The following is a 21,639-nucleotide window of genomic DNA, read 5'->3' as shown; positions in this document are numbered from 1 at the left end:
ATTAGACGTTCCAACGCTTAAAAATCAATGAGGTATTCACTCCGCCAAAAGCAAAATTATTATTCATAACATAATCGGTGTGAATTTCTCGTCCATTTCCTTGAATGTAATCCAACTTGCCACAGCGTTCGTCAATGTTATCCAAATTTAAGGTTGGAGCAAACCAACCATCTCGCATCATTTCAATAGAGAACCACGATTCCAACGCACCGCAGGCACCAAGTGTATGCCCTAAATAACTTTTCTGAGAACTAATCGGAATATGACCAAAAAGGGCTTCAGTGGCGAGTGTTTCGGCAATATCACCTTGCTCTGTTGCTGTACCATGTCCATTGACATAACCAATTTTTTCAGGGGATAAATCAGCATCCTTCAACGCCAATTCCATACAACGTTGCATGGTGTCTTTTTGCGGTCGGGTAACATGGGCGCCGTCACTGTTTGCCCCGTAACCGACCACTTCGGCAATAATATTTGCACCTCGTGCGAGCGCATGCTCTAATTCTTCTAATACAAACATTCCTGCACCCTCCCCAATCACAAGTCCATCACGATCTTTATCATAAGGACGAGGGGTTTGATTTGGATTATTCACATTCCGGCTTGCAGCATAAAGGGAGTCAAAAACATAAACTTCTGAAGGGCAAAACTCCTCACCGCCTCCCGCTAACATCATAGGGATAAGACCATATTTAATCGCCTCATAGGCATAGCCAATACCTTGACTACCTGAAGAACAGGCACTGGAAGTAGGAATGATACGGCCTGTTAAACCAAAGAAAATACCAATGTTTGCCGCCGTTGTATGAGGCATCATTCTGACATAGGTATTAGCATTAAAACCATCCGATTTACCTGTCATTAAAAGTTCGGCGGCATCTCGAATATCATTGGTTGAGCCGGTCGATGAACCACAAGCCACCCCCATTCGCCCATCTTTGAGCCAAGCTAAAATCTCACCGTTCTCATCCAATAAATTCGCATTAGCCAACGCACGCTCACTCGCTTCCACAACAAACTGTGAAACCCGTCCAAGACTGCGCAACTGTTTACGAGTCCAATGCGTTGGTGGTTGGTAATGGTGAATTTCTGCCCCCAAACGGGCTTCTAATTCAGGGTAGCGTTCCAACCAATCTGTCTTAGCCTGTACGGCATTTTGTTTGCGTTGAAAAGCAGCTTTTACCTCTTTCCACTCTTTTCCAAAAGCAGTAATCGCACCAATACCTGTTACAACAACTCGTTTCATCTTTTCTCTCATTATCAAGTGAGCGGAAATCACTCTGCCCTTAATTGTTTAATACAAAGCGGTTTAATACAAAGGGGCTAACACAAGCCACCATTCACACCAATCACTTGTCGGGTAATGTAGGCTGCTCTTTCATCCATTAAGAAATCAACAGCATGGGCAACTTCATCAGGCTCGCCCATTCGCCCTGTTGGAATCATTTTTAAAATTTCATCAATCGGTAAATTTTCATCTAAAATTTCCGTATCAATCAAGCCGGGCGCTACACAATTGACCGTAATTTTGCGTTTTGCCAACTCCACCGCAAGGGCTTTTGCCGCACCAATAATTCCTGCTTTTGAGGCACTATAATTTACCTGCCCTCGGTTACCAATAATACCGGAAACAGAGGTAATGCAAACAATGCGTCCCGCTTTTCTCCGGCGAATCATCGGCATCATAATCGGGTGAAGCACATTGTAAAAGCCATCTAAATTTGTGCGTAAAACCGTATCCCAATCTTCATCCGTCAAGGCAGGGAAAGCGTTATCACGGGTTAAGCCCGCATTAAGCACTACACCATAATATGCACCGTGTTCTTCGACATCTGCCAATAATTTTTCACTACATTGCTCTCGATTGCCGACATCAAATTGTAGTATTCTAGCCTCTCTTCCTAAATTTCTGATGGCTTGAACAACCTCTTGAGCCTCTTCAATACGGCTTCTACAATGTACGACAATATCAAATCCCGATTGCGCTAAACGCAAGGCAATGGCTTTGCCAATGCCACGGCTAGAGCCGGTAATCAAAATAGTTTGGTGCATGGTATTCTCTTTGTCCTTTAAAAAGTGCGGTTAATTTTCTCAGTGTTTTTCATCAAGGTTGGGTTGAGGGCGATACACGTTTAATGCTCCCTCAATTAAAGTTTGTTTGGTTTCTAAATCTGTCATGGAACAATCAAATACCCCAAAACCTGTGGCATCTTCAATAGAAAGCCGAATATGAATTTGCAACCGATGTCCTAACGTCACCAACGGGGCATGAAATTTGAGTTTTCGAGAACCAATCCAATACCCCAAGCTAATAGGCAACCCTGCTTTCACACATTGACAGCCTGCCCATGCGGCAATCCCTTGTGCCATAATCTCTGCAGCCATATAGGTAGGCAATTTTCCATTTTTAACTAATAAACAGGCTTCAGTCGGCGTCATTTCAGCAATCAGAAAGTCCTCACCAAAATCGGTAATTTTTTCCAACATGACCATTTTTCCACTATGTGGCAGTAAAGGAGAAAGATGGGTTATCGGACAAGTTAAATCAATCATCGCTTTCTCCTAAAATGAGGACAGTATTGTTACCACCAAAAGCGAAAGAGCTACTTGCGCCCACTCGTTTGCTATTTGGCCAATAACTGTAGGAATCCGTTAATGCAATTGGCGGTAAATTTGGGTCTCGTTGCTCATCCCATAATTGGGCTGGCAATCGGCCATTTGGGTTTAATGAGCGGTTAATCATCCCCCATAAAATAGCTGCTTCAATCGCCCCCGCAGCACCTAAAGTATGGCCGGTATAAGGCTTTGTACTGGTACAAGGCGTTTGATGACCAAATACCGAGCTGACAGCAAGCGATTCCATTTGATCATTATGAAGAGTTCCTGTGCCATGTAAGTTGATCCAGCCGATTTCATGGGGGGCGACTTTCGCTGAAGCTAACGCCCCATTAAAAGCGGCCACAGCACCCTCACCTTCCGGATGCGGTGAGGACATATGATAGGCATCACTGCTGGCTCCATAGCCTAAAAGCTGTATAGTACTATCATCAAGTGGCTCACGGCTCATCATAAATACCGCCGCCCCTTCACCAATATTAATACCTTCACGATAAGCAGAAAACGGATTTGTTCGTTGATTTGACAACACAGAAAGTGAATCAAATCCTTTTACCGTGAGTAAGGAAAGGGTATCGACCCCTCCACAAATCACTGCATCACATAACTGAGCCTTAAGCAAACGAGCTGCCGTGATAAGCGCCTTTGCCCCAGAGGTACAGGCGGTCGAAATACCATAAACCAAACCACTTAAACCATATTGATGGGCAATAAAATCAGCAGGGGCAGAAAAATACTGCTGTTGCTGTTTGAAAGTTGCACCAGACCAATCATTTGGATGTTCAGATTCATATTTAAATACTGGAATATTTTCGTCCACACCCGTGGTAGAAGAACCTATTACGACGGCAATTCGAGTTTCACCAAATTGGTTGATAGCAGACTCAATCAGAGATTCAATTTGTTGTAGGCAATGCCACAGCACTTGGTTGTTTCGACTCCGATGCACCTCGGGCAAATCGACAGAAAAAGGACATAAATCGCTTTTAATGGCACCAAGCATATAAGCCGGGCCTTCAAGATTTTCTGATTGAAATAGGTGATCGGATAAGCTTAATGGCGAATCAACCTCTTCCAATAAACTTTTGATATGGTGACAAATACCCTCACCTAAGCTGCTTAAAATAGCCGGACGGCTTAAATAAAGTGCGGTCATTTTTAATTTAGTTCTTCAATATACCAATAACTCATATCAGGCAGTTCAATCTCCATACCCGATACTTGAGGGATAATCCGCCAAACTGGTTTTTTATTCACAAAATAAGTGATCCCTTGTGAATTTTGCTCAATATGGCTAAATACAAACAACGGCTGCTTGGTATTCAACGCCGTAGCAATCGCAGAAAATAACTGTTTTGCTTGTTGATTAGGCATCACAAAACCGTCATTTTGCCAGCCATTTTTATCTAAAATTACGCGCGCAATAGGCGCACCTAAAGGATCACTTTGCACCCAACGCCAAGCTTGAGGTTGAGCTGATAAAACCAATAGAGTGGCTTGTTTTAATTTACCATTCTCATGCTGCTCGACCTTAAAGAATCGCTCTGTTTTCTGTTGCGGCGGAAGACTTTGTACTCGAGGTAGGCTTGAACATGCCATCAAAAACAGGCACGTCAAGCTCACTAAAAAAATGGCTCTCATCATCAATCTTGTGTAGCGACACCACAAACTTCTGCCAAAGCTTTTAGTCGGGTATCCGATTTTGCCACATAAGGATTGTTTTTATCCCACGCATAACCGGCTAAAATCGAGGAAATCATTTGGCGAATTTCAGGTTGTGGGTGGCGTGCATAAACGACATCTTGGAATGAACCCTCATACCAACCAGTGACATAGGTTCTAAACGCATTCACCCCCACCATCAATTCATCGGCAAATTCTGCCTTCCAATCCACACTTTCACCTTTTAATTGACGAACAATTAATCCTGTTGCCAAACGCGCGGAATGTAATGCAATGGTAACGCCTGAAGAAAAGACAGGGTCTAAAAACTCTGCCGCATTACCTAATAAAGCAAACTGTTTGCCGAATAAGGTTTTTACATTTGCTGAATAACCTTGAATTTGGCGGAATGGGAATTCGTTATCCCAATTTGCATTGGCTAAAATACGCTTTAACATTGGACATTCCAACGCAAATTTTTTCAATACACTTTCATTATCGCCTTCAAGGGTTTCAGGTAACCCAACCACACCGATAGAACAGCGGTTATCGGCAAATGGAATCAGCCATAACCACACATCTCGGTGTACCGGGTGAGTCGTAATCAAAATTTTGTTACGATCAAAATCCGGATCGGTAATATTGTCATCAATATGTGTAAAGCGTGCGACACGGGCAGGCAGACAAGAAGGGATTTCTAAATCCAGTAAACGGGGTAAAACACGTCCATAACCACTCGCATCTAATACAAAACGGGCTGACAAAGGATACACATCCCCATTTTCCTTACGAATAGAAAGTAAGGCATTTTCTTGTGTATTATCAAAAGCCTGTACTTCTTCACCAAAACGCACATCTACGCCTCGTTTTGCCACTTCATCAATTAAAATTTTATCGAAAATACCACGGCGAACTTGATAGGTCGTTCCCGGTCCGGGCGTAAACTTATCCGTGAAGTCGAAATAGGTATAGCGATTACCCCAAGTAAATGCAGCGCCATTTTTAAATTGGAAACTGGGTTCGGCACAAACGGCATCAACGAGCCCCGCCTCCTCTAACATTTCCATACAATAAGGTAATAAGCTCTCGCCAATCACAAAGCGAGGGAAGTGCTGTTTTTCAATCACACAAACCTTTAAGCCTTGTTTGTGTAATAAGGCCGCCGCCACCGAGCCGGATGGGCCTGCACCAATAATCGCAACATCGAATAATTCCATGATTTTCTCCAAAAATTAACGAAATAATTTAAATGTGATTGCTACGCTAAACAATACGCCCAAACTTACGCTAAACCCAAACATCGCCACCGCCGGCGTGGAGCTCATGCCCAATAACATAAAAGAAATCAATGTGGTTAATGCACTCAATAATATCGCAATCCGCTTGTTAGATAAAGGCTCTTTCGCCGTTTGCATATAAGCGGTGTAATCCACGCCAATGGCGGAAACCAGTAACAATCCGAACAATGAAAATAGCCCGACTGGAAAACCAAGCCAACCAAAAACCGCCAAGCTCATTAAAATGGCGAATAATGGGGGCAACAACATCATCAGGCTATTTCTTAGTCCCCAAAACTTCCACAATAATCCCCCCACTAAAATAAAAGAAAGCAATTTTAACCAAGCCGCCTGATCTCGAGTATGTTCAAACGCTTCATTAAGATGATCTCGTTTATCTTGCCAAAAAATATCTTTGCCATTGGCAAATTCGCTCGCTGATTGTCCATTTTTGGGTTTAACTTGTACTAAACTTGCCACCTGATTCTCTGCGAGTTTACCTAAATAAAAGGTTTGCCACCCTTGCCCAATGTGGGTCTGCAAGGCATTTTCTAAGGAAAGGGGTTGAAATGTTTTAAGCCCTTCAATCGCCTGTGTGATTTCCTCAACCGGCATACCAATTTGAGCCATCACTTCATAACTTGCAGGGGGTAATTCGCTCAATTTTTCACCCAACGCGCGCTGTTGTTTTTCAGGCATGAGCCATTGGGACAATGCTTGAAAATCAAAGCCTTGTTGAAATAATTGGTCGGTGAGTTCCCTCTCTTTTTGCAACAATGCTTCGTTATTTTCTGCGGTCACTAACAAATATTGACTGCTTAAATTAATCCCTGCTAACTGAGCGATCTTCTGTGCCTCATTTAACCTCTGCTCAGGTAAAGCAATCCATTGACGAATATCATCCCGCCATTGGGTTTGATAAATGCCTGTTACGGTAAAAATGGCTAAGAGGAAGCCACTTAGCTTATGAGCGGGCTTATTGAAAAACATGGTCAAAATTGACCGCACTTTTAATAATAAAAGGGAAGGGGATTTCGCTTGCCAACGCTGAAAAAAACTTGGCAGGATAAACATTGTCGTGAGCATTGCACCAACTAACGCCACAATAGAAAACAAAGCCGTTTGTTTCAAAATGGGTAAATGAGTGAACCCTAATAAGGCATAACCAACAAGGGTAATCAATAAGCTAATGAGAAAAGTGAAACCTAAAGATTGCATAGCTTGTTTAGCCTGCCATTGTTTGGCAAATAACGAAGAAGCTAGCCAATGCAAAGGAAAATCAATCAACACGCCCACAAGACTTGTACCAATCACAATAGTCAGAATATGTACCTGTCCGAAAACTAAAATAACGGCACAAAGTCCACTCAACATTCCCATCAAGATCGGTAAAAATAGCCATACAATTCGCCATGTTCGAAACACAAACGCTAACAAAAAGAGAATCAATGTCATCCCTAACACTGTCATGATATGACTTTCCGATTCCGCTTTTTGCTTAGCATCTGCCGCAAAAAGCGCCGCCCCTGTCACCAAAAACCCTGCTTGCTTCGCCTTTGCCAAAACGCGGGTTTCATCGACCACCTCGAGCAAAGAAAAAGTAGGTTTTATGCTATCGGCTTGAGCCAGCTGCCCCCGCAGCAATACCCAAGTGATCCCCTCTTTTTCTGTGTAAAGCATCCCATTATCCACATTCCATTGCATTGCCGTGGTTGCTGTACCCAATACAAAACGCCCAAAACCAAGCCAATCTTGTTCAATAGATAATAAATTAGCTTTTTCAAAAGGATTGACAATTTGTTCAGCATAATGCTGAAAATAGCGTTCAGGCTGTTCAAGTAATTGGCGAGAGACCTTCGCTGGTAAAGTGGCGAATTTTAAGGTATTAATCTCGCTTTGTAATCTGACTAAATCCGGCGAGATTTTGTCAGTAATTTGTGAAAAAAGACCGCTTTTTTGCCATTGTTGCGCAATTGCTTCCGCAAGTTGAAAGGCTTGTTGTGCATCTTGATGACCCACCATGGCAACCAACTGTTGATTAAATCGAGCCTCTTGTTTTTGATCGGCTTGAACTTGGAGAGGCTGCCAGCCCTGTTCTTCCGGTAACAACGCTTGTAGATCCGTTTGCAACCAATTACCTTGCTGAACCAAAAAGGCAAACAAAGCGCAAACAGCACATAAAAGGAAACTTGAAAAAAGAGAAAGTACGGTGGATTTTTTCATTGCACTTGCAACGCCTGACGAGCAAAATCAGTGAGTGGTGAGTTGATCTGATTATTCTTAAATGTGATGTCTGTTTTGTCACCTTGCGCTTCATCGAGTGTCATCATTTTCACCACCTCATCACCTTGAATAATGATTTGATTAAAAATCTGTTTCATTAATAAAGAATCAGGTACAAGCGTTACTTGCCACTGTTGTGAGCTACCCGTTAACGTTAATTTAAACTGTTTTTTTAGCCCACTCACATCGCCTGAAAGTAGGCCTAAAAAAAGCTGAATTTGTTCGGCTTGCCCTAATTTACCATTATTCACCCATTGTGTTCCATTCCACTGCATAATGCCTTTTTCAGTGACACGAAGCTGTGTATTAAAGGGTTTTTCCATTTGCCACAATAAGCCTTTATTGGCTACGAGAGTAAATTTACCCTCCGTCATAATGGGGCGATTAAGGGCTTTTAAATGGCGTGCTTGCACAAAATCCCCTTGTACGCTTTGCGGCCTTTGTAACTGGCTAATCAATGCCTGTTCTGAAAAACCGTACGCCCATGTGCTCATTAATAAAGTGAACAGAAAAATCATTTTTTTCATAACCTTACTCCGCTTTAAAACTATGGTGATTTTCGACCGCACTTTGCCAACACTTCGGTGTTTGAAATTGCATTTCTCCACTGGCAATCGCCACGGCTACTTGTGTTGTACTTGCGGTGGTGAGTTTTTTACCGGAAAGGGCATCACTTATCACATAATCAATTCGAAGACTGCTTTCATATTCCACCAAATTCAGTTCAATACGAATTTTTTGGCGGAACAAAGCGGGACGAACATATTTCACATTCAACTGGACAATTGGCCAACCGTAACCTTGCTTTTTCATCACATCATAGGTGTAATGAATTTCTTCCAAAAAGGCACAACGTGCCATTTCAAGGTATTTCACATAGTGGCCATGCCACATAATATCCATGGAATCCACATCAAAGAATTGGATGTCATATTCAGACACATGATGACAGAAAATATGTTTTTTCATTCAGATTTTTTCCAAAAATCGTAAAAATTAAACCAAAGTAATGGATTGTTTTCACACTCTTTGGCAAGTCTATCGGCATATTGTTGCATCGCTTGACGAATATTTTCTTCACGCACTTTACCGCGCCCTGAGATTGGCGTGCAAAAACGACGTAATTTTAAGCGATAATGTCCGTTTTCTTTTAAACAAAAGACCGTATTGATCGGTGCTTTTAACAAGGCTGCAAGAAACCATGCCCCTTGCGGGAAATCCGCCTCTTGCCCAAGAAAATCAATTTTTGTCATTTTATCGCCTCGCACAGGAATACGATCAGCGGCAATCGCAATCCATTCTCCACGCTCTAGGCGTTCATGTAACTCGAGCATTTTTGGGGCATCTAAATCTTCTACTTGAATTAGTGACAACTCACTGGCTCCGGCTTTGACTAAAGCTTGATTGAATGCTTCTGCATGGCGACTATGTACTAACACATTTAAATGAAAATTCGGGTGGTGGCCATCGTCTACTAAAGCACGACAAACTTCAATATTGCCAAAGTGTGAGCAAAGTAGCAGCTGCCCTCGATGTTGCTGACTTTCTCGAATATCCCGATAGAGATTATCAGCATCATCAACAATTAAATCTTGATAAGTGATTTTATGCTGCCACACAGCAAAACGATCCGTAATGGATTCACCAAAAGCTAGAAACTGGCGAAAAACCGAAAAGGCCGGCAGTTTTACCTTGGGATAAGTTTGCTGAAGATAGTGCTGATAAGTGCGAATATTTTGGCGTGCCGTTTTTGAGGTAATGAAGAAATAGCAAACCACAAAAAACGTCACAACACGAATCGCAAACAAGGGCAAATATTGTACAATCAATCGAGTGAGATTTAAGAAAAAACGATTGCCTCGCTCTTGTTGTTTTGCCCAATGGGTCATATTTTGTGGGGATTGTTGTTCGCTCATAGTTTTTTTCCGGAAAGCCAACGAGCCAACATGCCAAAAAAGAGTTTAGTATGCATTTTACTAATGAGCCAATTATCTTGCCAAGCTCGAAAATGCGATACCCCGCCGGGATTATAACGCACCGGGGTTTCCACCCAAATCAAAGGAATTTGATACCAATGGGCCTTAATCAAAATCTCAATATCGAAATCCATTCGATCGCCAAGGGATTCATTTTCCAATAGCTTTTTTAAAGGTTTGAGAGGATAAAGGCGAAAACCACACATACCATCTTTAATATCAAAAGAGTGAGTGTGAATCGCATTCCAAAAATCAGTAATCTTACGTCCATAAAGACGGGATTTAGGTGCATCTTCTCGATAAATCGGCTTTCCGCAAATCAGTGCAGTCGGATTTTCTTGCATTTTATCGATCATCGTTTTCACATCCGCTAAATGGTGTTGTCCATCCGCATCAGCTTGCACCACATAATCAACATTCATTTTATAGGCCTGCTCAAAGCCACTTTTCATTGCAGCCCCTTTCCCCCCATTTTGTGAGCGAAAATAGACCGTCACGCCTTCTTGATTTTCTAAGGTTTCCAATAGTCTTTGTTGTGCAGGGGAAGATCCATCGTCCACCACCAATACAGGTAAACCAAGATCTAAAAACTGTTGCACGACATCACCCAAAGTATCGGCATGATTGTAATGAGGAATGACGGCAAGTACCTTATTGCTCACAAGTTATCGTCCTGTTGATTGAGAAAAGTTTGGTTAAAATCAGCCCGACTAATTTTAGATTGGCTGTTACGAGGCAAATACGGCACAAAACGCCAAAAACGGGGTATGCCCGCTACCTCTTGTGATTTCATCAAAAAATAGCGAAGTTGTTCAATGAATGCAACCCGCCCTTGTTGATGATAAATAGAAATCCCTTTCTCTGTTAAAGCGACCCATGCAGCCGGACGGGCTTTCTCGGGATGCGGAGCAATATAACAATCTGACACCCAAGGGTGTTGCAACAAGTGTTGTTCAATATTGACGAGTGAAATTCGCTTATCCCCAAACTTGACGATACGATCAATCCGTCCTAACAGCTTAAATTGTTGTCCCTGTAATTCTGCTGCATCAGCGGTTTGTTCCGGCTGATTAAGCCATGGCGAATTTACCCACAATGCACCTTGTTCATTCAATCCAACTTTCGTCTGGCGGGTGGGTGTCCAAAGCCCATCATTTGCTCGAAAAGCAATAGCGCCGGTTTCTGTACTACCATAGCATTCCACAACAAGTGTATTCAATTTTTCCCGCAACCCATTACCAATGTGATCAGGTAGTACCCCACCGGCTGAAATAATGCCACCAAGATAAATATCTGCAAAACGTAAATCGGCTGTATTTAAGTGGCTCAATAATGCAGGACTGCTGATCCAAAGGGATTTTGGGGCATAGCGGCTTTCCGCTATCATATACTCAGGATAAGGTAATTGTTGACGACCAATAGACCACCCCATAGCCAAAGGCAACATAATACGATAAGACAATCCATAATGATGCTGAGCTGAAACACTTGAGACCACATGGAAATCCGGTGTATTAAAAGGGATCGAAGAAATAATGGCTTGTGATTCCATCCACATTTGCTGAGCGGTTTTGCAAAGAACTTTGGGTTCACCGCTGCTACCGGAAGTCTTCAAGCAAATTTCGGTTTGATTATTGAAATCAAAGAGCGGTCGATTTTCGCTCACTTTTTGCAATATGCCATAGGTTTCAAATCGCTTATCATCAAATAAAAAATCGCTGTGTTTGGCAATCCAATGTTGGTTTTCTGCTAACAAATTAGGTGGCAGCAAAATACGAACATGGGCATTAAAACAAGCCAACATCGTACAAGCAAAACTGGCAGCATCATCAAACCAAAAGGCAACAGAATTTACGCCATCTTGCTTAAGTTGTTGGGTGATTTGTTGTGAACGAGCGACAAAATCCGCCCATTTCCACTCAGGATTTAATGCAATAAATTGATCATCGGTAAAATTATTCTTCATGATGTTTCTTCATATATTGGCGAACAATCCACTCTCCCACCATCAATATTCCCATTAAAAGATATGAAATAAAACCGTTATATAGTGCCCAATAATCAAGTAAATCCGCATAAATCGTTAGGCCAGAAATAACAATATTGAAGAGAAAAAAGCCACACCAAAACCAAGTCACTTTACGCGTATACCCTACCCCCTTTTCACTCAGATTTGGGGTTTGCACACGGGCAAAGCGCTCAATAATTGTTTGTTTTTGCCATAAACTTGCACCGAAAATAATTAGCATCAGGCCGTTTATCATTATTGGATAGCCATACATCATCTCGCTACTTTTAGTCATGCTGATGATTGCAAGTAATAACGCCATCCCCCACGAGAAATAGCGCATCAGGGATTGTTCATAAAGCCCTTTTAGCCCCCAAAAAAAACCAATAATAAAAGGGAGAGCAACTAAAATTTGTAAATCCCCACCCCATAACCAATAAATGGGATAAGCAAGACTGACAAAAAATAAAGCGACATTGATAAGGGCTTTCATTAGCACAACCTAACACGCAATCACAGCAACACCACTGCAACAAACGTCATTGTCAGTTGTCAGCCGGAAAGTCACTTTGCCTTTTGCCTCATCCCATTTGAGTGTTAAAACAAACTGGTCGGCAGGCCGAAGGAATTTCTGAAATTTGAGTTTATCAATGTGAGAGCAATAAAAAGGGGCAGGTATCAATGTTGTCATTTTTTCAAAAATCCATTGTAACTCGACAACCCCCGGCACAAGAGGAAATTCAGCAAAATGATCTTTCAAATAAACCAAATCTAGGGGGACTTTTCCCAAGGCCTGAAAGCGCTCCTCTTCACTTTTTTCTTCCAACCAAAGCGGCGTTTTACAATCTTCCAAGAAAGTGCGGTTAAATTCCAGTTTATTTATTTTTGATTGGGTATTACGGGGTAAACTATCGGTAAAACGCCAAAAGCGTGGGATTGCCGCTTCTTCTTGCGCATATTTAAGCGTTGATTTTAAGACTTGAATTAATGCGCGATGACCCTTTTCCCGTAGGAACGTAATGCCCTCTTGATTGAGAGCCACCCAAGAGGCTAAACGTTTTTTCTCCGGATGCTTGGCAATATAGCAATCATTAACCCACGGATGCTGGGTTAATGTGTTTTCCACGCTCACCAAAGAAATTCGCTTATCCCCAACTTTCACAATACGATCTGAACGCCCAAGTAAGCGAAAACCCCTCTCTTCAAACTGTACGACATCAGCCGTTTGCTCTCGTTGGGAAAGCCAACTTCCCTCAATCCATAATTCGCCTTGCTCATTGGTACCAATTCGGCTTTCAGGTAAAGGCTGCCATAAGCCGATATCTTCACGAACCGCTATCGGCCCTGTCTCAGTACTCCCGTAAATTTCAACAAGAGGGATATACTGACGGATAGTTTGTGATAAATCCTCTGCCAACATTCCACCCGATGAAATCATCCCGCACATTGTTTGTGGCAATTTGGCTTGTTGCCATTCCATACTCGCCAACATTGATGGACTGCTCACCACCACAGCCGATTGGCATTGCTTGGATTGGGAAAGAATACATTCCGGATAAAACTGTTGGATACGTCCAATCTGCCAGCCTTTCACCAATGACATCATAATATGCACAGTTAAACCATAAATATGCTGAATACTCACCGTGCTAATAGCGGTAATTGCATTACCATTCGTAAAAGGCAAAGCTTGTGCAAGCACATGGGCGCCTAACCACATTTGTTGCGCAGTTTTAACAATCGTCTTTGGTTCACCAGTACTCCCTGAGGTTTTTAACCAGATTTCTGTTTGATTGTTAAGTTCAAAGAGCGGTCGATTTTGTGCTGTTTTTTGTGTCGGCGAAGAAGCGAATTCATCAAATTGAAAAGCGTTTTCTAAATCGATGTCACAGTCAGTAATCCAACATTGAGCATGATGATTTACCCACTGAATACTTTCTTCCGTAAAATTAGGGGGAAATAATACACGCACATTGGCATGCCATGCTGCGAGTAACAGACAGGCTAACTTAGCCCCATCCTCCATCCAAACAGCAATAGAATGAAACTGGCGATGGCGAAGCTCAGCCGAAATTTGAAAAGCCCGTTGCTCAAAGTCTGCATAAGTCCATGCAGGTTGATGAGCAACGAGATCTGAAGGTAAATAAGCAAACATTACACAGCGCTTTGTTGTTTTAACACGGCTTGCACCACATCATTTACGGTGCGTACATTGCGAAAATCTTCCGCCTGCAATTTATGCCCCGTTTTTCGTTTGATATGGTCAATCAAATCAATAGCATCAATGCTGTCAATTTCCAATTCTTCATAAAGATTCGTTTCCGGTTTAATCCGTTCCGGCTCAATCTCAAACAAGGATTGCAGCGCTTCGCTCAGTAAATCTCTAATTTCTTGTTCAGTCACAATCACATTTCCCCTTTTTTACTACGAATAAATTGCGCCAATGTTGCAACACTTTCAAAATGCTCACGCAATTGATTCTGTTCGCTATCGAGTTGTAAACCAAAGTTTTTTTGAACGGCCAAGCCAAGTTCAAGTGCATCAACCGAATCAAGCCCTAATCCCTCATCAGAAAAAAGTACGGCATTATCTTCAATATCATCGATAGACATATCTTCCAAGGCAAGGCTATCAATAATCAATTGTTTAAGTTGTTGTTCAAGCGTCATTTTTATTATCCTTAGTTTGAGAATTAAAATAATGTTGTAAATGTTCGGTTAATCGCCGAGAAGCGATCGGTAGTGGTTTTTCCGCTAGCCATTCTTTCGGATCGATATCCTCTCCTACCACTAGCTCATATTGAATACGTTTTTTCGGTAGCTGATACCAGGGTTGCCCTTTTTTAAAATTAAGAGGATTCATTTTAATCACTATCGGGGTAATCACACTTGCGCTACGCAAACCAATAGAAACCGCCCCTCTATTGAGTTTGACCTCTCCATCCCAACCGGTTCTTGTTCCTTCCGGAAAAAGCAAGAGCGCTTGTTCTTTTAGCACTTCATCACATTCTTCCAAAAGTTCCAGTGATTCCGTATTTGGCAGAAAACCACAGGCTAAAATTTGGTTTCTCATGGTGGGATTATTTAATAGCTCTTTCTTGACAATGCAATTCAGATCAGGGGATTTAGCGAGAATCAATACCACATCAAGTAATGAAGGATGATTAACCAATACCAGTTGCCCCTGACGGCCTAAACGTTCAAAACCTTGATATTTCACCTCCAGTACACCTGAAACGGATAAATATCGGATGAAATAGGCCCAAATTTTACTGACAAGGCGGCGAATCTTGAGCTGGGTTGCCAAAGTATTTTCTTTGCTATTTTTCGCATAAGGATAAAGATAGAGCTGAAATAAGGTGCCTGCCACACCCCAAAAAAGAAAACCAAATGCAGTGGCAATAAAACGACGTAGCCAATCTAATTTCTTTCCCATTGCCATGTTCCTTTTGCACTACTTTTCGTTTGCCATTTTTTCGCATCAAGATACTGATGTTGAACCCAAGCTAACGCATTGTCTAAGCCTAAAGATTCACCGTTATTCTCATCGAGTAACAATGTGTAATCATTGCCTTTTTCTACAACTAAACTTAATGCATAGGAAAAAGGCTGACGATAACAAGGTGAGGCATTATAAGACTCGCTTAAAGGGGATTCTGCCACAACAACTAATACCTGATTTATTCCTTCATTCAACAATAAATAGGCTTCTAATAAAGCAATCTCTAAATTATCTTGTTGCGCAGTGAGTGCTGTAATTTCAGCCTTTACGCCGCCAAGCTCAGACCATTGCCCCACTAAGGCGTTATGTACCGAAAGGCTAAAAGAGGTAGGAGAGGTTTCTCCCTCTGTCAATAAACGATGCCAAAGATCGAAATTACGATCAATTTCCCCATTGGAAGAAGCATAAACAACAGGAATATTTTTATTTTCGCCTAATAATTCCCAGGCTGATTCAAAAAATAAACGTGCAGAAGGGCTTAATCGGCGACGTTTTAATGGCGGTAAAAATGCTAATTTAGGCGATACTTCTGCAAAATTAACCGCATTTTTAAACCAAAAAGCCTCTCCTTTTTTCCAATCATCTGCATCAAGTTGTTTATTACAAGCTATCGCCCAGTTTTTAATGTTGAATGAAAAACGGCAAATTGGCATGATTAATAATCTTTGAATAATTGTCCAATTATTGTGTCGGTTTGTCCCTGTAATCCCACTGTTGCTACACGCTCTTTTTCATCACCTTTACGAACATAAAGCACAAACCCCACTTCATTTTGATTTTTAACTTCGATTAAGCGCAGTTTTGCTTTTGCCAAAATATTACGGTTACCCTTAGCACCAAAGGCCAAGATATAATCACAGTTCGAATCCTTAGGATTAACAATGGACTCAGAGGTAATGTTTTTCTTTTGTAAACTCGTTTTTAAACTTGCCACAAATTGATCCGGCGCGCCACGAGTGCTTCCTTTAACACAAACATGTTTGACGTTTAAAGCACGATCCACAGGTTTTAAATTATCTTCATCAACCCCACCGGCAGAACAGGCGGATAAGAAAAGTACAGTGACGCCTAAAATAAGTTTTTTCATCTTTTCTCCTTTAATTAACGTTTTAAAGCTGGCTAATTCTACCTAGCTAATTCATTGAAAGCAATGTGGATAATTTTAAATAGTTATAAAAATGTTATACTTAGCAGTGATCTGCTGTAAAGATCTCCTTTTCACTCATCAACACTGGAGAATTCCTATGAAATTAAGAACCAAACTTGTCATTATGATATCTGCTTTCACTCTTGCAGCTTGTGCACCCCGCGATACGACCCATCATTTTTCGATTAATGAAGCGTTAAAATCACCAGAAGCGGCAGAAGTACTCAATCCCAACATCAAACTTTATTTCGGCACACCTGCTCCAGGAAAAGTCGTGTTAGCCAATGCCGTTACGAATAAAAAAACCAATGCGGCGAATAAAACTGACAAAGAAGCCTGTCAATGGGTCTTTTTATCTGCAGTCAAACAACTACAAGATAAAGCCGCATCAAAAGGAGCAACAAAAGTTGGAAATATCGTGAGCTATTATAAAAAGAACACCTTTAAAAGCCGTACGGAATACGAATGTCATGCAGGTCATCTAATTAGTGGTGTGGCCTTAAAAGGAGATATTGTGAAATAGGCTGAGATAGTGCTCTATCTGTGAAAAGTGCGGTTGAAAATCTCTCAGTTTTCAACCGCACTTTCTTTTCAAGGGAGGATTAAACCACCGATTCCAATGCCCAAAGTTCTTGTAAACTTTCACGGCGGCGGATTAAATGTGCTTTATCACCATCTACGAGCACTTCTGCAGTGCGTGGGCGGGAGTTATAGTTGGAAGACATACTCGCCCCATAAGCACCAGCGGAACATTGTGCAATATAATCGCCTTCTGCAATCGCCAGTTCACGCTGTTTGCCTAAAAAATCTGAGGTTTCACACACCGGCCCCACCACATCATAAACCGCTTTTGGGCGAGCCAAAGTGCGGTCAATTTCCACAATATTCATATAGGCTTCATACAAGGCCGGACGGATCATATCGTTCATCCCCGTATCCGTAATGGCAAAATTGCGGCTTTCGTTACTTTTTAAATACTGGACTTTTGCCACCAAAATGCCTGCATTCGCGGTAATGGCCCGCCCCGGTTCAAGAATGATCTCCAGATCGGCGTAATCCTTTAATTTATCTAATAACGCTTTGGCATATTCACTTGGGTGCGGTGGATTTTCATCGGTATAAGTCACCCCTAAACCGCCCCCTAAATCTAAATGCGAGAGGGTGATGCCATCTTGTTTAAGTTGTTCCATTAACACAATAAGACGATCTGTCGCATCTAAAAAGGGTTGTAATTCGGTAAGTTGTGAGCCGATATGGCAATCCATTCCTGTAATCTTCACATTCGGTAGGCTTGCAGCCAGCTTATAAACTTCACGGGCTTCATCCACACTAACGCCGAATTTATTTTCTTTTAAACCGGTAGAAATGTAGGGGTGTGTGTGTGCATCGACATCAGGGTTTACACGCAAGGAAATCGGTGCAATTTTCCCCATTTCACCGGCAATGAGATTAATGTGATGAAGTTCAGACACCGATTCCACATTAAAACAACGAATTCCCACTTCCAAGGCACGCTTAATTTCTTCACGAGATTTTGCCACGCCGGAAAACACCACTTTTGATGGCTCACCACCTGCTGCCAATACACGTTCTAACTCCCCTTGGGAAACAATATCAAAACCTGACCCAAGTTTTGCCATGACACTTAATATTCCAATGTTAGGGCAAGATTTCACGGCAAAACAAATTAAATGGGGATGTGAACCTAAAGCATCATTAAAGGCATGCCAATGGCGTTCTAGTGTTGCTCGGGAATAAATATAAAGCGGTGTGCCAAATTGTTCTGCAAGCTGTTGTACCGGCAGCTGTTCCGCATAGAGTTGATTATTTTGATATTGGAAAAAATTCATTTTGTATCTCACCAATTATTGATTTTGTTGTGGTTGCTCTTTTTCCGGAAAATACAAAGGGCCTTTCACACCACAGCCGGTTGCTAACGCACAAACTGCACTTAAGATTAAAATGGATAATAATTTTTTCATTTTTTCTCTCTCACTCATCGTTAAATCCGCCTTTCACTAGGGGGCAAAAGGCTTTATAATTTGCCGCATTCTATCAGATTTACAGGGAAAACTTTATGAATGTTGCAGAATTTCATCAAAATATTGAACAAATTTGGCAAAAAATTGAGGAAGAATTAGAAGAACAAGGTGCTGATGTGGATTGTGAAACCCAAGGTGCGGTATTTACAATGACCTTTGGCAATCGCACGCAAATTGTTGTCAACAAACAAGAACCTTTATTTGAACTCTGGCTTGCCAGTAAATTAGGTGGTTTTCATTTTGCTTTCAAAAATGGCGAATGGATTTCCAATGATGGAAAAACATTTTGGGAGAGCTTAACGCAAGCCTGTGCTGCACACGGTGAAGTTGTCCAATTCTAATATGCCCCACCGTTCCCCCCTTACAAAAACACCGGAAAAACCGACCGCACTTTCGGTGCTAAATTCGGTGTTTGGCTATCAATCTTTCCGCAAAGGACAGGAAGACGTTATCAATGCAGCACTGAATGGACAAGATGCGCTGGTAGTGATGGCAACGGGGAACGGTAAATCACTCTGTTATCAAATTCCGGCGCTTTGTTTTGATGGACTGACGCTTGTGATCTCCCCCCTCATTTCATTGATGAAAGATCAGGTGGATCAATTACAGGCCAACGGAATTGAAGCCGATTTTCTCAATTCCAGTCAAACATTAGAACAGCAACAACAAGTCCAAAATAAGCTGATTTCAGGAAGCCTTAAACTGCTTTATATCTCACCGGAAAAAGTAATGACAAACAGCTTTTTCCAGCTGATTTCCTATTGCCAAGTCAGTTTTATCGCTATTGATGAGGCACATTGCATTTCCCAATGGGGACATGATTTTCGCCCCGAATATACCCAACTTGGTGGGCTAAAATCCAGTTTCCCCAATGCGCCTATTATGGCACTCACCGCCACGGCCGATCATACCACTCGGCAAGATATTCTCACTCATCTAAAACTACAATCTCCCTACCAATACATTGGAAGTTTTGATCGTCCCAATATCCGCTATACGTTAGAAGAAAAATTTAAACCAATGGAGCAACTTGCCCGCTTTGTGCAGGCTCAAAAAGGCAAAAGCGGTATCGTTTATTGCAACAGTCGTAATAAAGTTGAACGAATAGCCGAAAGTTTACGCCATAAAGGGATCGCGGCTGCTGCTTACCATGCAGGAATGGAGACCGCACAACGTGAGCGTGTACAACAAGATTTTCAACGTGATAATGTGCAAGTGGTCGTCGCCACCATTGCCTTTGGTATGGGAATCAACAAATCTAATGTACGGTTCGTGGCACATTTTGATTTACCACGCAGTATTGAATCTTACTATCAGGAAACCGGGCGTGCCGGGCGGGATGATTTACCTGCCGAAGCCGTATTATTCTATGAACCAGCAGACTATGCTTGGTTACAAAAAATCTTATTTGAGAAACCGGAAACCCCTCAACGACAAATCGAACAACACAAATTAGAAGCTATCGGTGAGTTTGCCGAAAGCCAAACCTGTCGCCGTTTGGTGTTGCTGAATTATTTCGGTGAGCGTCGCCAAACACCCTGTAATAACTGTGATATTTGTTTAGATCCACCGAAAAAATATGACGGTTTAGTGGATGCGCAAAAAGTGATGTCCACTATTTACCGTGTGGGACAATGTTTCGGTACGCAATATGTGATTGGCGTTCTGCGGGGTATGCACAATCAAAAAATTCTCGAACGGCAGCATGATAAACTCAGTGTGTATGGTATTGGTAAAGATAAGAGCAAGGAACATTGGCAATCGGTGATCCGTCAACTCATTCACCTTGGTTTGATACAACAAGTCATTGGCGAATTTAACAGCACATTACAACTCACAGAAAATGCCAAACCCGTACTCAAAGGAGAAATTCCCCTAGAGCTTGCCATGCCACGCATTTCCTCAATCAGTAAAATCGCTCACAATCCTCAACGACACCATATTATCAATTATGATAAAGATCTCTTTGCCCGCCTGCGTTTTTTACGCAAACAAATTGCCGACAAAGAAAATATCCCCCCTTATATCGTATTCAATGATGCAACATTGCAAGAAATGGCACAATATATGCCCACCTCAAATATTGAAATGTTACAAATTAACGGCGTGGGAGCTATAAAATTAGAACGCTTCGCCCAACCTTTTATAAATTTGATTAAAGCCCACAAAGAAGTTTTGGCAAAGGCAGAAAAAGGATAAAGTGCAGTCAGTTTTTCTAGAGTTTTTGCATTGATAGATTCAGTAAATTGAAGAGTAAGTGCGGAAGATCGATTGACTGATTGATTAAAACTATGAGAGAGAACCCTGCTATTGGTATCGATATTTATGGTTCTTACAGTGCTGACAATGCTTATATGATAGTTATAGCACTTATGGTAGTTATTTTGTGATGTTTATGATGCTTGCAATATTTGTAATGCTTTTAGTCCCTATTACACCTATACCACTTTTATTTTTTACCTTTTGTCTTTTATCTTTTGTCTTTTATCTTTTGTCTTTTATTTTTGTTCCAACCAATAAAAAATCCCCCAAGCACTCTGCTCAGGGGATGTCTTGTCTACTCTTCTAATTTTAATCTTAATTTCAATTCTTCTTAATCTTAATTCTAATCTCAATTTGTACCCGGCGGTGCCCTACTCTCACATGGGGATTCCCCACACTACCATCGGCATTACAGCGTTTCACTTCTGAGTTCGGAATGGATTCAGGTGGGACCACCGCACTCTCGCCGCCGGGATAATTCTTCGATAACTGATACTCACAAATCGTTCTTCTTTATTTGCTCGTTTGTCTTCTCTTATTCTCTACCCTTCACAAGCTGATATCTGTCTCTTTTCTTTTCTTTGCTTTGTTTAGTTTTACTTTGTTTAGCTTTATGCTTCATTTGACTTTTTCGTCTTACTTCGCTTTGTCTACGCTTGTGTTATTCCACTTCCTTCACACTTCCGTAAAAACACTTGAGCGTTGTATAGTTAAGCCTCTCGGGCAATTAGTATGGGTTAGCTCAATATATCACTACACTTACACACCCCACCTATCTACGTCTTAGTCTTAAACAACCCTTACACACTTTCATGTGGGAGAACTCATCTTAAGGCAAGTTTCGTGCTTAGATGCTTTCAGCACT

General features: G+C 41.6%; 24 protein-coding genes and 2 rRNA genes. 3 read left to right on the top strand and 23 right to left on the bottom strand.

Translation table 11 applies throughout. The features are described from left to right. Position 1: 1 nt before the first annotated feature. The 19 genes from BKK48_RS04175 to BKK48_RS04085 all read right to left on the bottom strand — a co-directional run bounded on the left by BKK48_RS04175 (position 2) and on the right by BKK48_RS04085 (position 16,410). On the bottom strand, positions 2-1,246 hold the full coding sequence (locus tag BKK48_RS04175) for a beta-ketoacyl-ACP synthase (protein WP_077426913.1): 1,245 nt from the start codon (positions 1,244-1,246) through the stop codon (positions 2-4). Positions 1,247-1,323: 77 nt separating this feature from the next. Next, positions 1,324-2,052, bottom strand: a complete 729-nt coding sequence (gene fabG / locus BKK48_RS04170) for a 3-oxoacyl-ACP reductase FabG (RefSeq protein WP_077426912.1) — start codon at positions 2,050-2,052, stop codon at positions 1,324-1,326. 39 nt (positions 2,053-2,091) lie between these two features. Beyond that, complete coding sequence (locus tag BKK48_RS04165; RefSeq protein ID WP_077426911.1) at positions 2,092-2,553, bottom strand: hotdog family protein; 462 nt, start codon at positions 2,551-2,553, stop codon at positions 2,092-2,094. Then, positions 2,546-3,772 carry a beta-ketoacyl-ACP synthase gene (locus BKK48_RS04160; protein WP_077426910.1) on the bottom strand — a complete coding sequence of 409 codons (1,227 nt, stop codon included), beginning with the start codon at positions 3,770-3,772 and terminating at the stop codon, positions 2,546-2,548. The genes BKK48_RS04165 and BKK48_RS04160 overlap by 8 nt, the downstream gene beginning before the upstream one ends. A 2-nt stretch (positions 3,773-3,774) precedes the next feature. Next, on the bottom strand, positions 3,775-4,215 hold the full coding sequence (locus tag BKK48_RS04155; protein ID WP_244154855.1) for a hypothetical protein: 441 nt from the start codon (positions 4,213-4,215) through the stop codon (positions 3,775-3,777). Between the two features lie 44 nt (positions 4,216-4,259). Further along, a complete protein-coding gene (locus tag BKK48_RS04150) occupies positions 4,260-5,495 on the bottom strand; it encodes an NAD(P)/FAD-dependent oxidoreductase (protein WP_077426908.1) in 1,236 nt (411 codons plus the stop codon). Positions 5,496-5,510: 15 nt separating this feature from the next. After that, a complete protein-coding gene (locus BKK48_RS04145) occupies positions 5,511-7,778 on the bottom strand; it encodes an MMPL family transporter (protein WP_077426907.1) in 2,268 nt (755 codons plus the stop codon). After that, the gene (locus BKK48_RS04140) at positions 7,775-8,365 is read right to left on the bottom strand and encodes a LolA family protein (protein WP_077426906.1); all 591 of its coding nucleotides are present in this window, start codon (positions 8,363-8,365) and stop codon (positions 7,775-7,777) included. Before BKK48_RS04140 ends, BKK48_RS04145 begins: the two co-directional genes overlap by 4 nt. Before the next feature lie 4 nt (positions 8,366-8,369). Next, positions 8,370-8,807 carry an acyl-CoA thioesterase gene (locus tag BKK48_RS04135; RefSeq protein WP_077426905.1) on the bottom strand — a complete coding sequence of 146 codons (438 nt, stop codon included), beginning with the start codon at positions 8,805-8,807 and terminating at the stop codon, positions 8,370-8,372. After that, positions 8,804-9,754: an LpxL/LpxP family acyltransferase gene (locus tag BKK48_RS04130; RefSeq protein ID WP_077426904.1), complete on the bottom strand. Its 951-nt coding sequence runs from the start codon at positions 9,752-9,754 to the stop codon at positions 8,804-8,806. Before BKK48_RS04130 ends, BKK48_RS04135 begins: the two co-directional genes overlap by 4 nt. Then, positions 9,751-10,476, bottom strand: coding sequence for a glycosyltransferase family 2 protein (locus BKK48_RS04125; RefSeq protein WP_077426903.1), 726 nt, complete (start codon positions 10,474-10,476; stop codon positions 9,751-9,753). The genes BKK48_RS04130 and BKK48_RS04125 overlap by 4 nt, the downstream gene beginning before the upstream one ends. Further along, a complete protein-coding gene (locus tag BKK48_RS04120; protein WP_077426902.1) occupies positions 10,473-11,780 on the bottom strand; it encodes an AMP-binding protein in 1,308 nt (435 codons plus the stop codon). Before BKK48_RS04120 ends, BKK48_RS04125 begins: the two co-directional genes overlap by 4 nt. Continuing rightward, on the bottom strand, positions 11,770-12,315 hold the full coding sequence (locus tag BKK48_RS04115) for a COG4648 family protein (RefSeq protein ID WP_077426901.1): 546 nt from the start codon (positions 12,313-12,315) through the stop codon (positions 11,770-11,772). Before BKK48_RS04115 ends, BKK48_RS04120 begins: the two co-directional genes overlap by 11 nt. Before the next feature lie 9 nt (positions 12,316-12,324). Beyond that, positions 12,325-13,977: an ApeI family dehydratase gene (locus BKK48_RS04110; protein ID WP_077426900.1), complete on the bottom strand. Its 1,653-nt coding sequence runs from the start codon at positions 13,975-13,977 to the stop codon at positions 12,325-12,327. After that, a complete protein-coding gene (locus tag BKK48_RS04105) occupies positions 13,977-14,225 on the bottom strand; it encodes an acyl carrier protein (RefSeq protein ID WP_077426995.1) in 249 nt (82 codons plus the stop codon). The genes BKK48_RS04110 and BKK48_RS04105 overlap by 1 nt, the downstream gene beginning before the upstream one ends. A gap of 2 nt (positions 14,226-14,227) precedes the next feature. After that, the gene (locus tag BKK48_RS04100) at positions 14,228-14,491 is read right to left on the bottom strand and encodes a phosphopantetheine-binding protein (RefSeq protein ID WP_077426899.1); all 264 of its coding nucleotides are present in this window, start codon (positions 14,489-14,491) and stop codon (positions 14,228-14,230) included. Further along, positions 14,481-15,257: a lysophospholipid acyltransferase family protein gene (locus tag BKK48_RS04095; RefSeq protein ID WP_077426898.1), complete on the bottom strand. Its 777-nt coding sequence runs from the start codon at positions 15,255-15,257 to the stop codon at positions 14,481-14,483. Before BKK48_RS04095 ends, BKK48_RS04100 begins: the two co-directional genes overlap by 11 nt. Further along, positions 15,242-15,976 carry a beta-ketoacyl synthase chain length factor gene (locus BKK48_RS04090; RefSeq protein ID WP_077426897.1) on the bottom strand — a complete coding sequence of 245 codons (735 nt, stop codon included), beginning with the start codon at positions 15,974-15,976 and terminating at the stop codon, positions 15,242-15,244. Before BKK48_RS04090 ends, BKK48_RS04095 begins: the two co-directional genes overlap by 16 nt. Before the next feature lie 2 nt (positions 15,977-15,978). Next, complete coding sequence (locus BKK48_RS04085; RefSeq protein ID WP_077426896.1) at positions 15,979-16,410, bottom strand: hypothetical protein; 432 nt, start codon at positions 16,408-16,410, stop codon at positions 15,979-15,981. 157 nt (positions 16,411-16,567) lie between these two features. Here BKK48_RS04085 and BKK48_RS04080 point away from each other — a divergent pair, with 157 nt between their 5' ends. Beyond that, the gene (locus tag BKK48_RS04080) at positions 16,568-16,993 is read left to right on the top strand and encodes an excinuclease ABC subunit A (RefSeq protein WP_077426895.1); all 426 of its coding nucleotides are present in this window, start codon (positions 16,568-16,570) and stop codon (positions 16,991-16,993) included. Between the two features lie 79 nt (positions 16,994-17,072). Here BKK48_RS04080 and lysA read toward each other — a convergent pair whose 3' ends face one another. Together lysA and lptM are read right to left on the bottom strand one after the other, a co-directional pair. Then, on the bottom strand, positions 17,073-18,320 hold the full coding sequence (gene lysA, locus BKK48_RS04075) for a diaminopimelate decarboxylase (protein ID WP_077426894.1): 1,248 nt from the start codon (positions 18,318-18,320) through the stop codon (positions 17,073-17,075). Between the two features lie 15 nt (positions 18,321-18,335). Continuing rightward, the gene (gene lptM, locus BKK48_RS10090) at positions 18,336-18,452 is read right to left on the bottom strand and encodes an LPS translocon maturation chaperone LptM (RefSeq protein WP_077426994.1); all 117 of its coding nucleotides are present in this window, start codon (positions 18,450-18,452) and stop codon (positions 18,336-18,338) included. A 95-nt stretch (positions 18,453-18,547) separates the two neighbouring features. On the opposite strand from lptM, the gene cyaY reads away from it, so the two are divergent. Both cyaY and recQ read left to right on the top strand, forming a co-directional pair. Then, the gene (gene cyaY, locus BKK48_RS04065; RefSeq protein ID WP_077426893.1) at positions 18,548-18,853 is read left to right on the top strand and encodes an iron donor protein CyaY; all 306 of its coding nucleotides are present in this window, start codon (positions 18,548-18,550) and stop codon (positions 18,851-18,853) included. 1 nt (position 18,854) lies between these two features. After that, entirely contained in the window at positions 18,855-20,711 is a 1,857-nt protein-coding gene (gene recQ, locus BKK48_RS04060; protein ID WP_077426892.1) for a DNA helicase RecQ, read from the top strand. 421 nt (positions 20,712-21,132) lie between these two features. Here recQ and rrf read toward each other — a convergent pair. After that, positions 21,133-21,248 (bottom strand): 5S ribosomal RNA (gene rrf / locus BKK48_RS04055). A gap of 232 nt (positions 21,249-21,480) precedes the next feature. Next, positions 21,481-21,639, bottom strand: a 23S ribosomal RNA gene (locus BKK48_RS04050); the annotation flags it as partial.

The organism is Rodentibacter heidelbergensis (assembly GCF_002000125.1).
Taxonomy (GTDB): domain Bacteria; phylum Pseudomonadota; class Gammaproteobacteria; order Enterobacterales; family Pasteurellaceae; genus Rodentibacter; species Rodentibacter heidelbergensis.
Note: the sequence above shows the minus strand (reverse complement) of the source record. Positions and strands in the feature narration are given on the sequence as shown.

Bases quoted from the DNA above. Each gene is read 5' to 3' on its own strand.
- BKK48_RS04160 (WP_077426910.1), bottom strand. From the start codon at position 3,772: ATGACCGCACTTTATTTAAGCCGTCCGGCTATTTTAAGCAGCTTAGGT.
- lptM (WP_077426994.1), bottom strand. From the start codon at position 18,452: ATGAAAAAATTATTATCCATTTTAATCTTAAGTGCAGTTTGTGCGTTA.
- BKK48_RS04165 (WP_077426911.1), bottom strand. From the start codon at position 2,553: ATGATTGATTTAACTTGTCCGATAACCCATCTTTCTCCTTTACTGCCA.
- lysA (WP_077426894.1), bottom strand. From the start codon at position 18,320: ATGAATTTTTTCCAATATCAAAATAATCAACTCTATGCGGAACAGCTG.
- BKK48_RS04090 (WP_077426897.1), bottom strand. From the start codon at position 15,976: ATGCCAATTTGCCGTTTTTCATTCAACATTAAAAACTGGGCGATAGCT.
- BKK48_RS04145 (WP_077426907.1), bottom strand. From the start codon at position 7,778: ATGAAAAAATCCACCGTACTTTCTCTTTTTTCAAGTTTCCTTTTATGT.
- cyaY (WP_077426893.1), top strand. From the start codon at position 18,548: ATGAATGTTGCAGAATTTCATCAAAATATTGAACAAATTTGGCAAAAA.
- BKK48_RS04115 (WP_077426901.1), bottom strand. From the start codon at position 12,315: ATGAAAGCCCTTATCAATGTCGCTTTATTTTTTGTCAGTCTTGCTTAT.
- BKK48_RS04095 (WP_077426898.1), bottom strand. From the start codon at position 15,257: ATGGGAAAGAAATTAGATTGGCTACGTCGTTTTATTGCCACTGCATTT.
- BKK48_RS04085 (WP_077426896.1), bottom strand. From the start codon at position 16,410: ATGAAAAAACTTATTTTAGGCGTCACTGTACTTTTCTTATCCGCCTGT.
- BKK48_RS04155 (WP_244154855.1), bottom strand. From the start codon at position 4,215: ATGGCATGTTCAAGCCTACCTCGAGTACAAAGTCTTCCGCCGCAACAG.
- fabG (WP_077426912.1), bottom strand. From the start codon at position 2,052: ATGCACCAAACTATTTTGATTACCGGCTCTAGCCGTGGCATTGGCAAA.
- BKK48_RS04130 (WP_077426904.1), bottom strand. From the start codon at position 9,754: ATGAGCGAACAACAATCCCCACAAAATATGACCCATTGGGCAAAACAA.
- BKK48_RS04120 (WP_077426902.1), bottom strand. From the start codon at position 11,780: ATGAAGAATAATTTTACCGATGATCAATTTATTGCATTAAATCCTGAG.
- BKK48_RS04110 (WP_077426900.1), bottom strand. From the start codon at position 13,977: ATGTTTGCTTATTTACCTTCAGATCTCGTTGCTCATCAACCTGCATGG.
- recQ (WP_077426892.1), top strand. From the start codon at position 18,855: ATGCCCCACCGTTCCCCCCTTACAAAAACACCGGAAAAACCGACCGCA.
- BKK48_RS04140 (WP_077426906.1), bottom strand. From the start codon at position 8,365: ATGAAAAAAATGATTTTTCTGTTCACTTTATTAATGAGCACATGGGCG.
- BKK48_RS04080 (WP_077426895.1), top strand. From the start codon at position 16,568: ATGAAATTAAGAACCAAACTTGTCATTATGATATCTGCTTTCACTCTT.
- BKK48_RS04100 (WP_077426899.1), bottom strand. From the start codon at position 14,491: ATGACGCTTGAACAACAACTTAAACAATTGATTATTGATAGCCTTGCC.
- BKK48_RS04175 (WP_077426913.1), bottom strand. From the start codon at position 1,246: ATGAAACGAGTTGTTGTAACAGGTATTGGTGCGATTACTGCTTTTGGA.
- BKK48_RS04150 (WP_077426908.1), bottom strand. From the start codon at position 5,495: ATGGAATTATTCGATGTTGCGATTATTGGTGCAGGCCCATCCGGCTCG.
- BKK48_RS04135 (WP_077426905.1), bottom strand. From the start codon at position 8,807: ATGAAAAAACATATTTTCTGTCATCATGTGTCTGAATATGACATCCAA.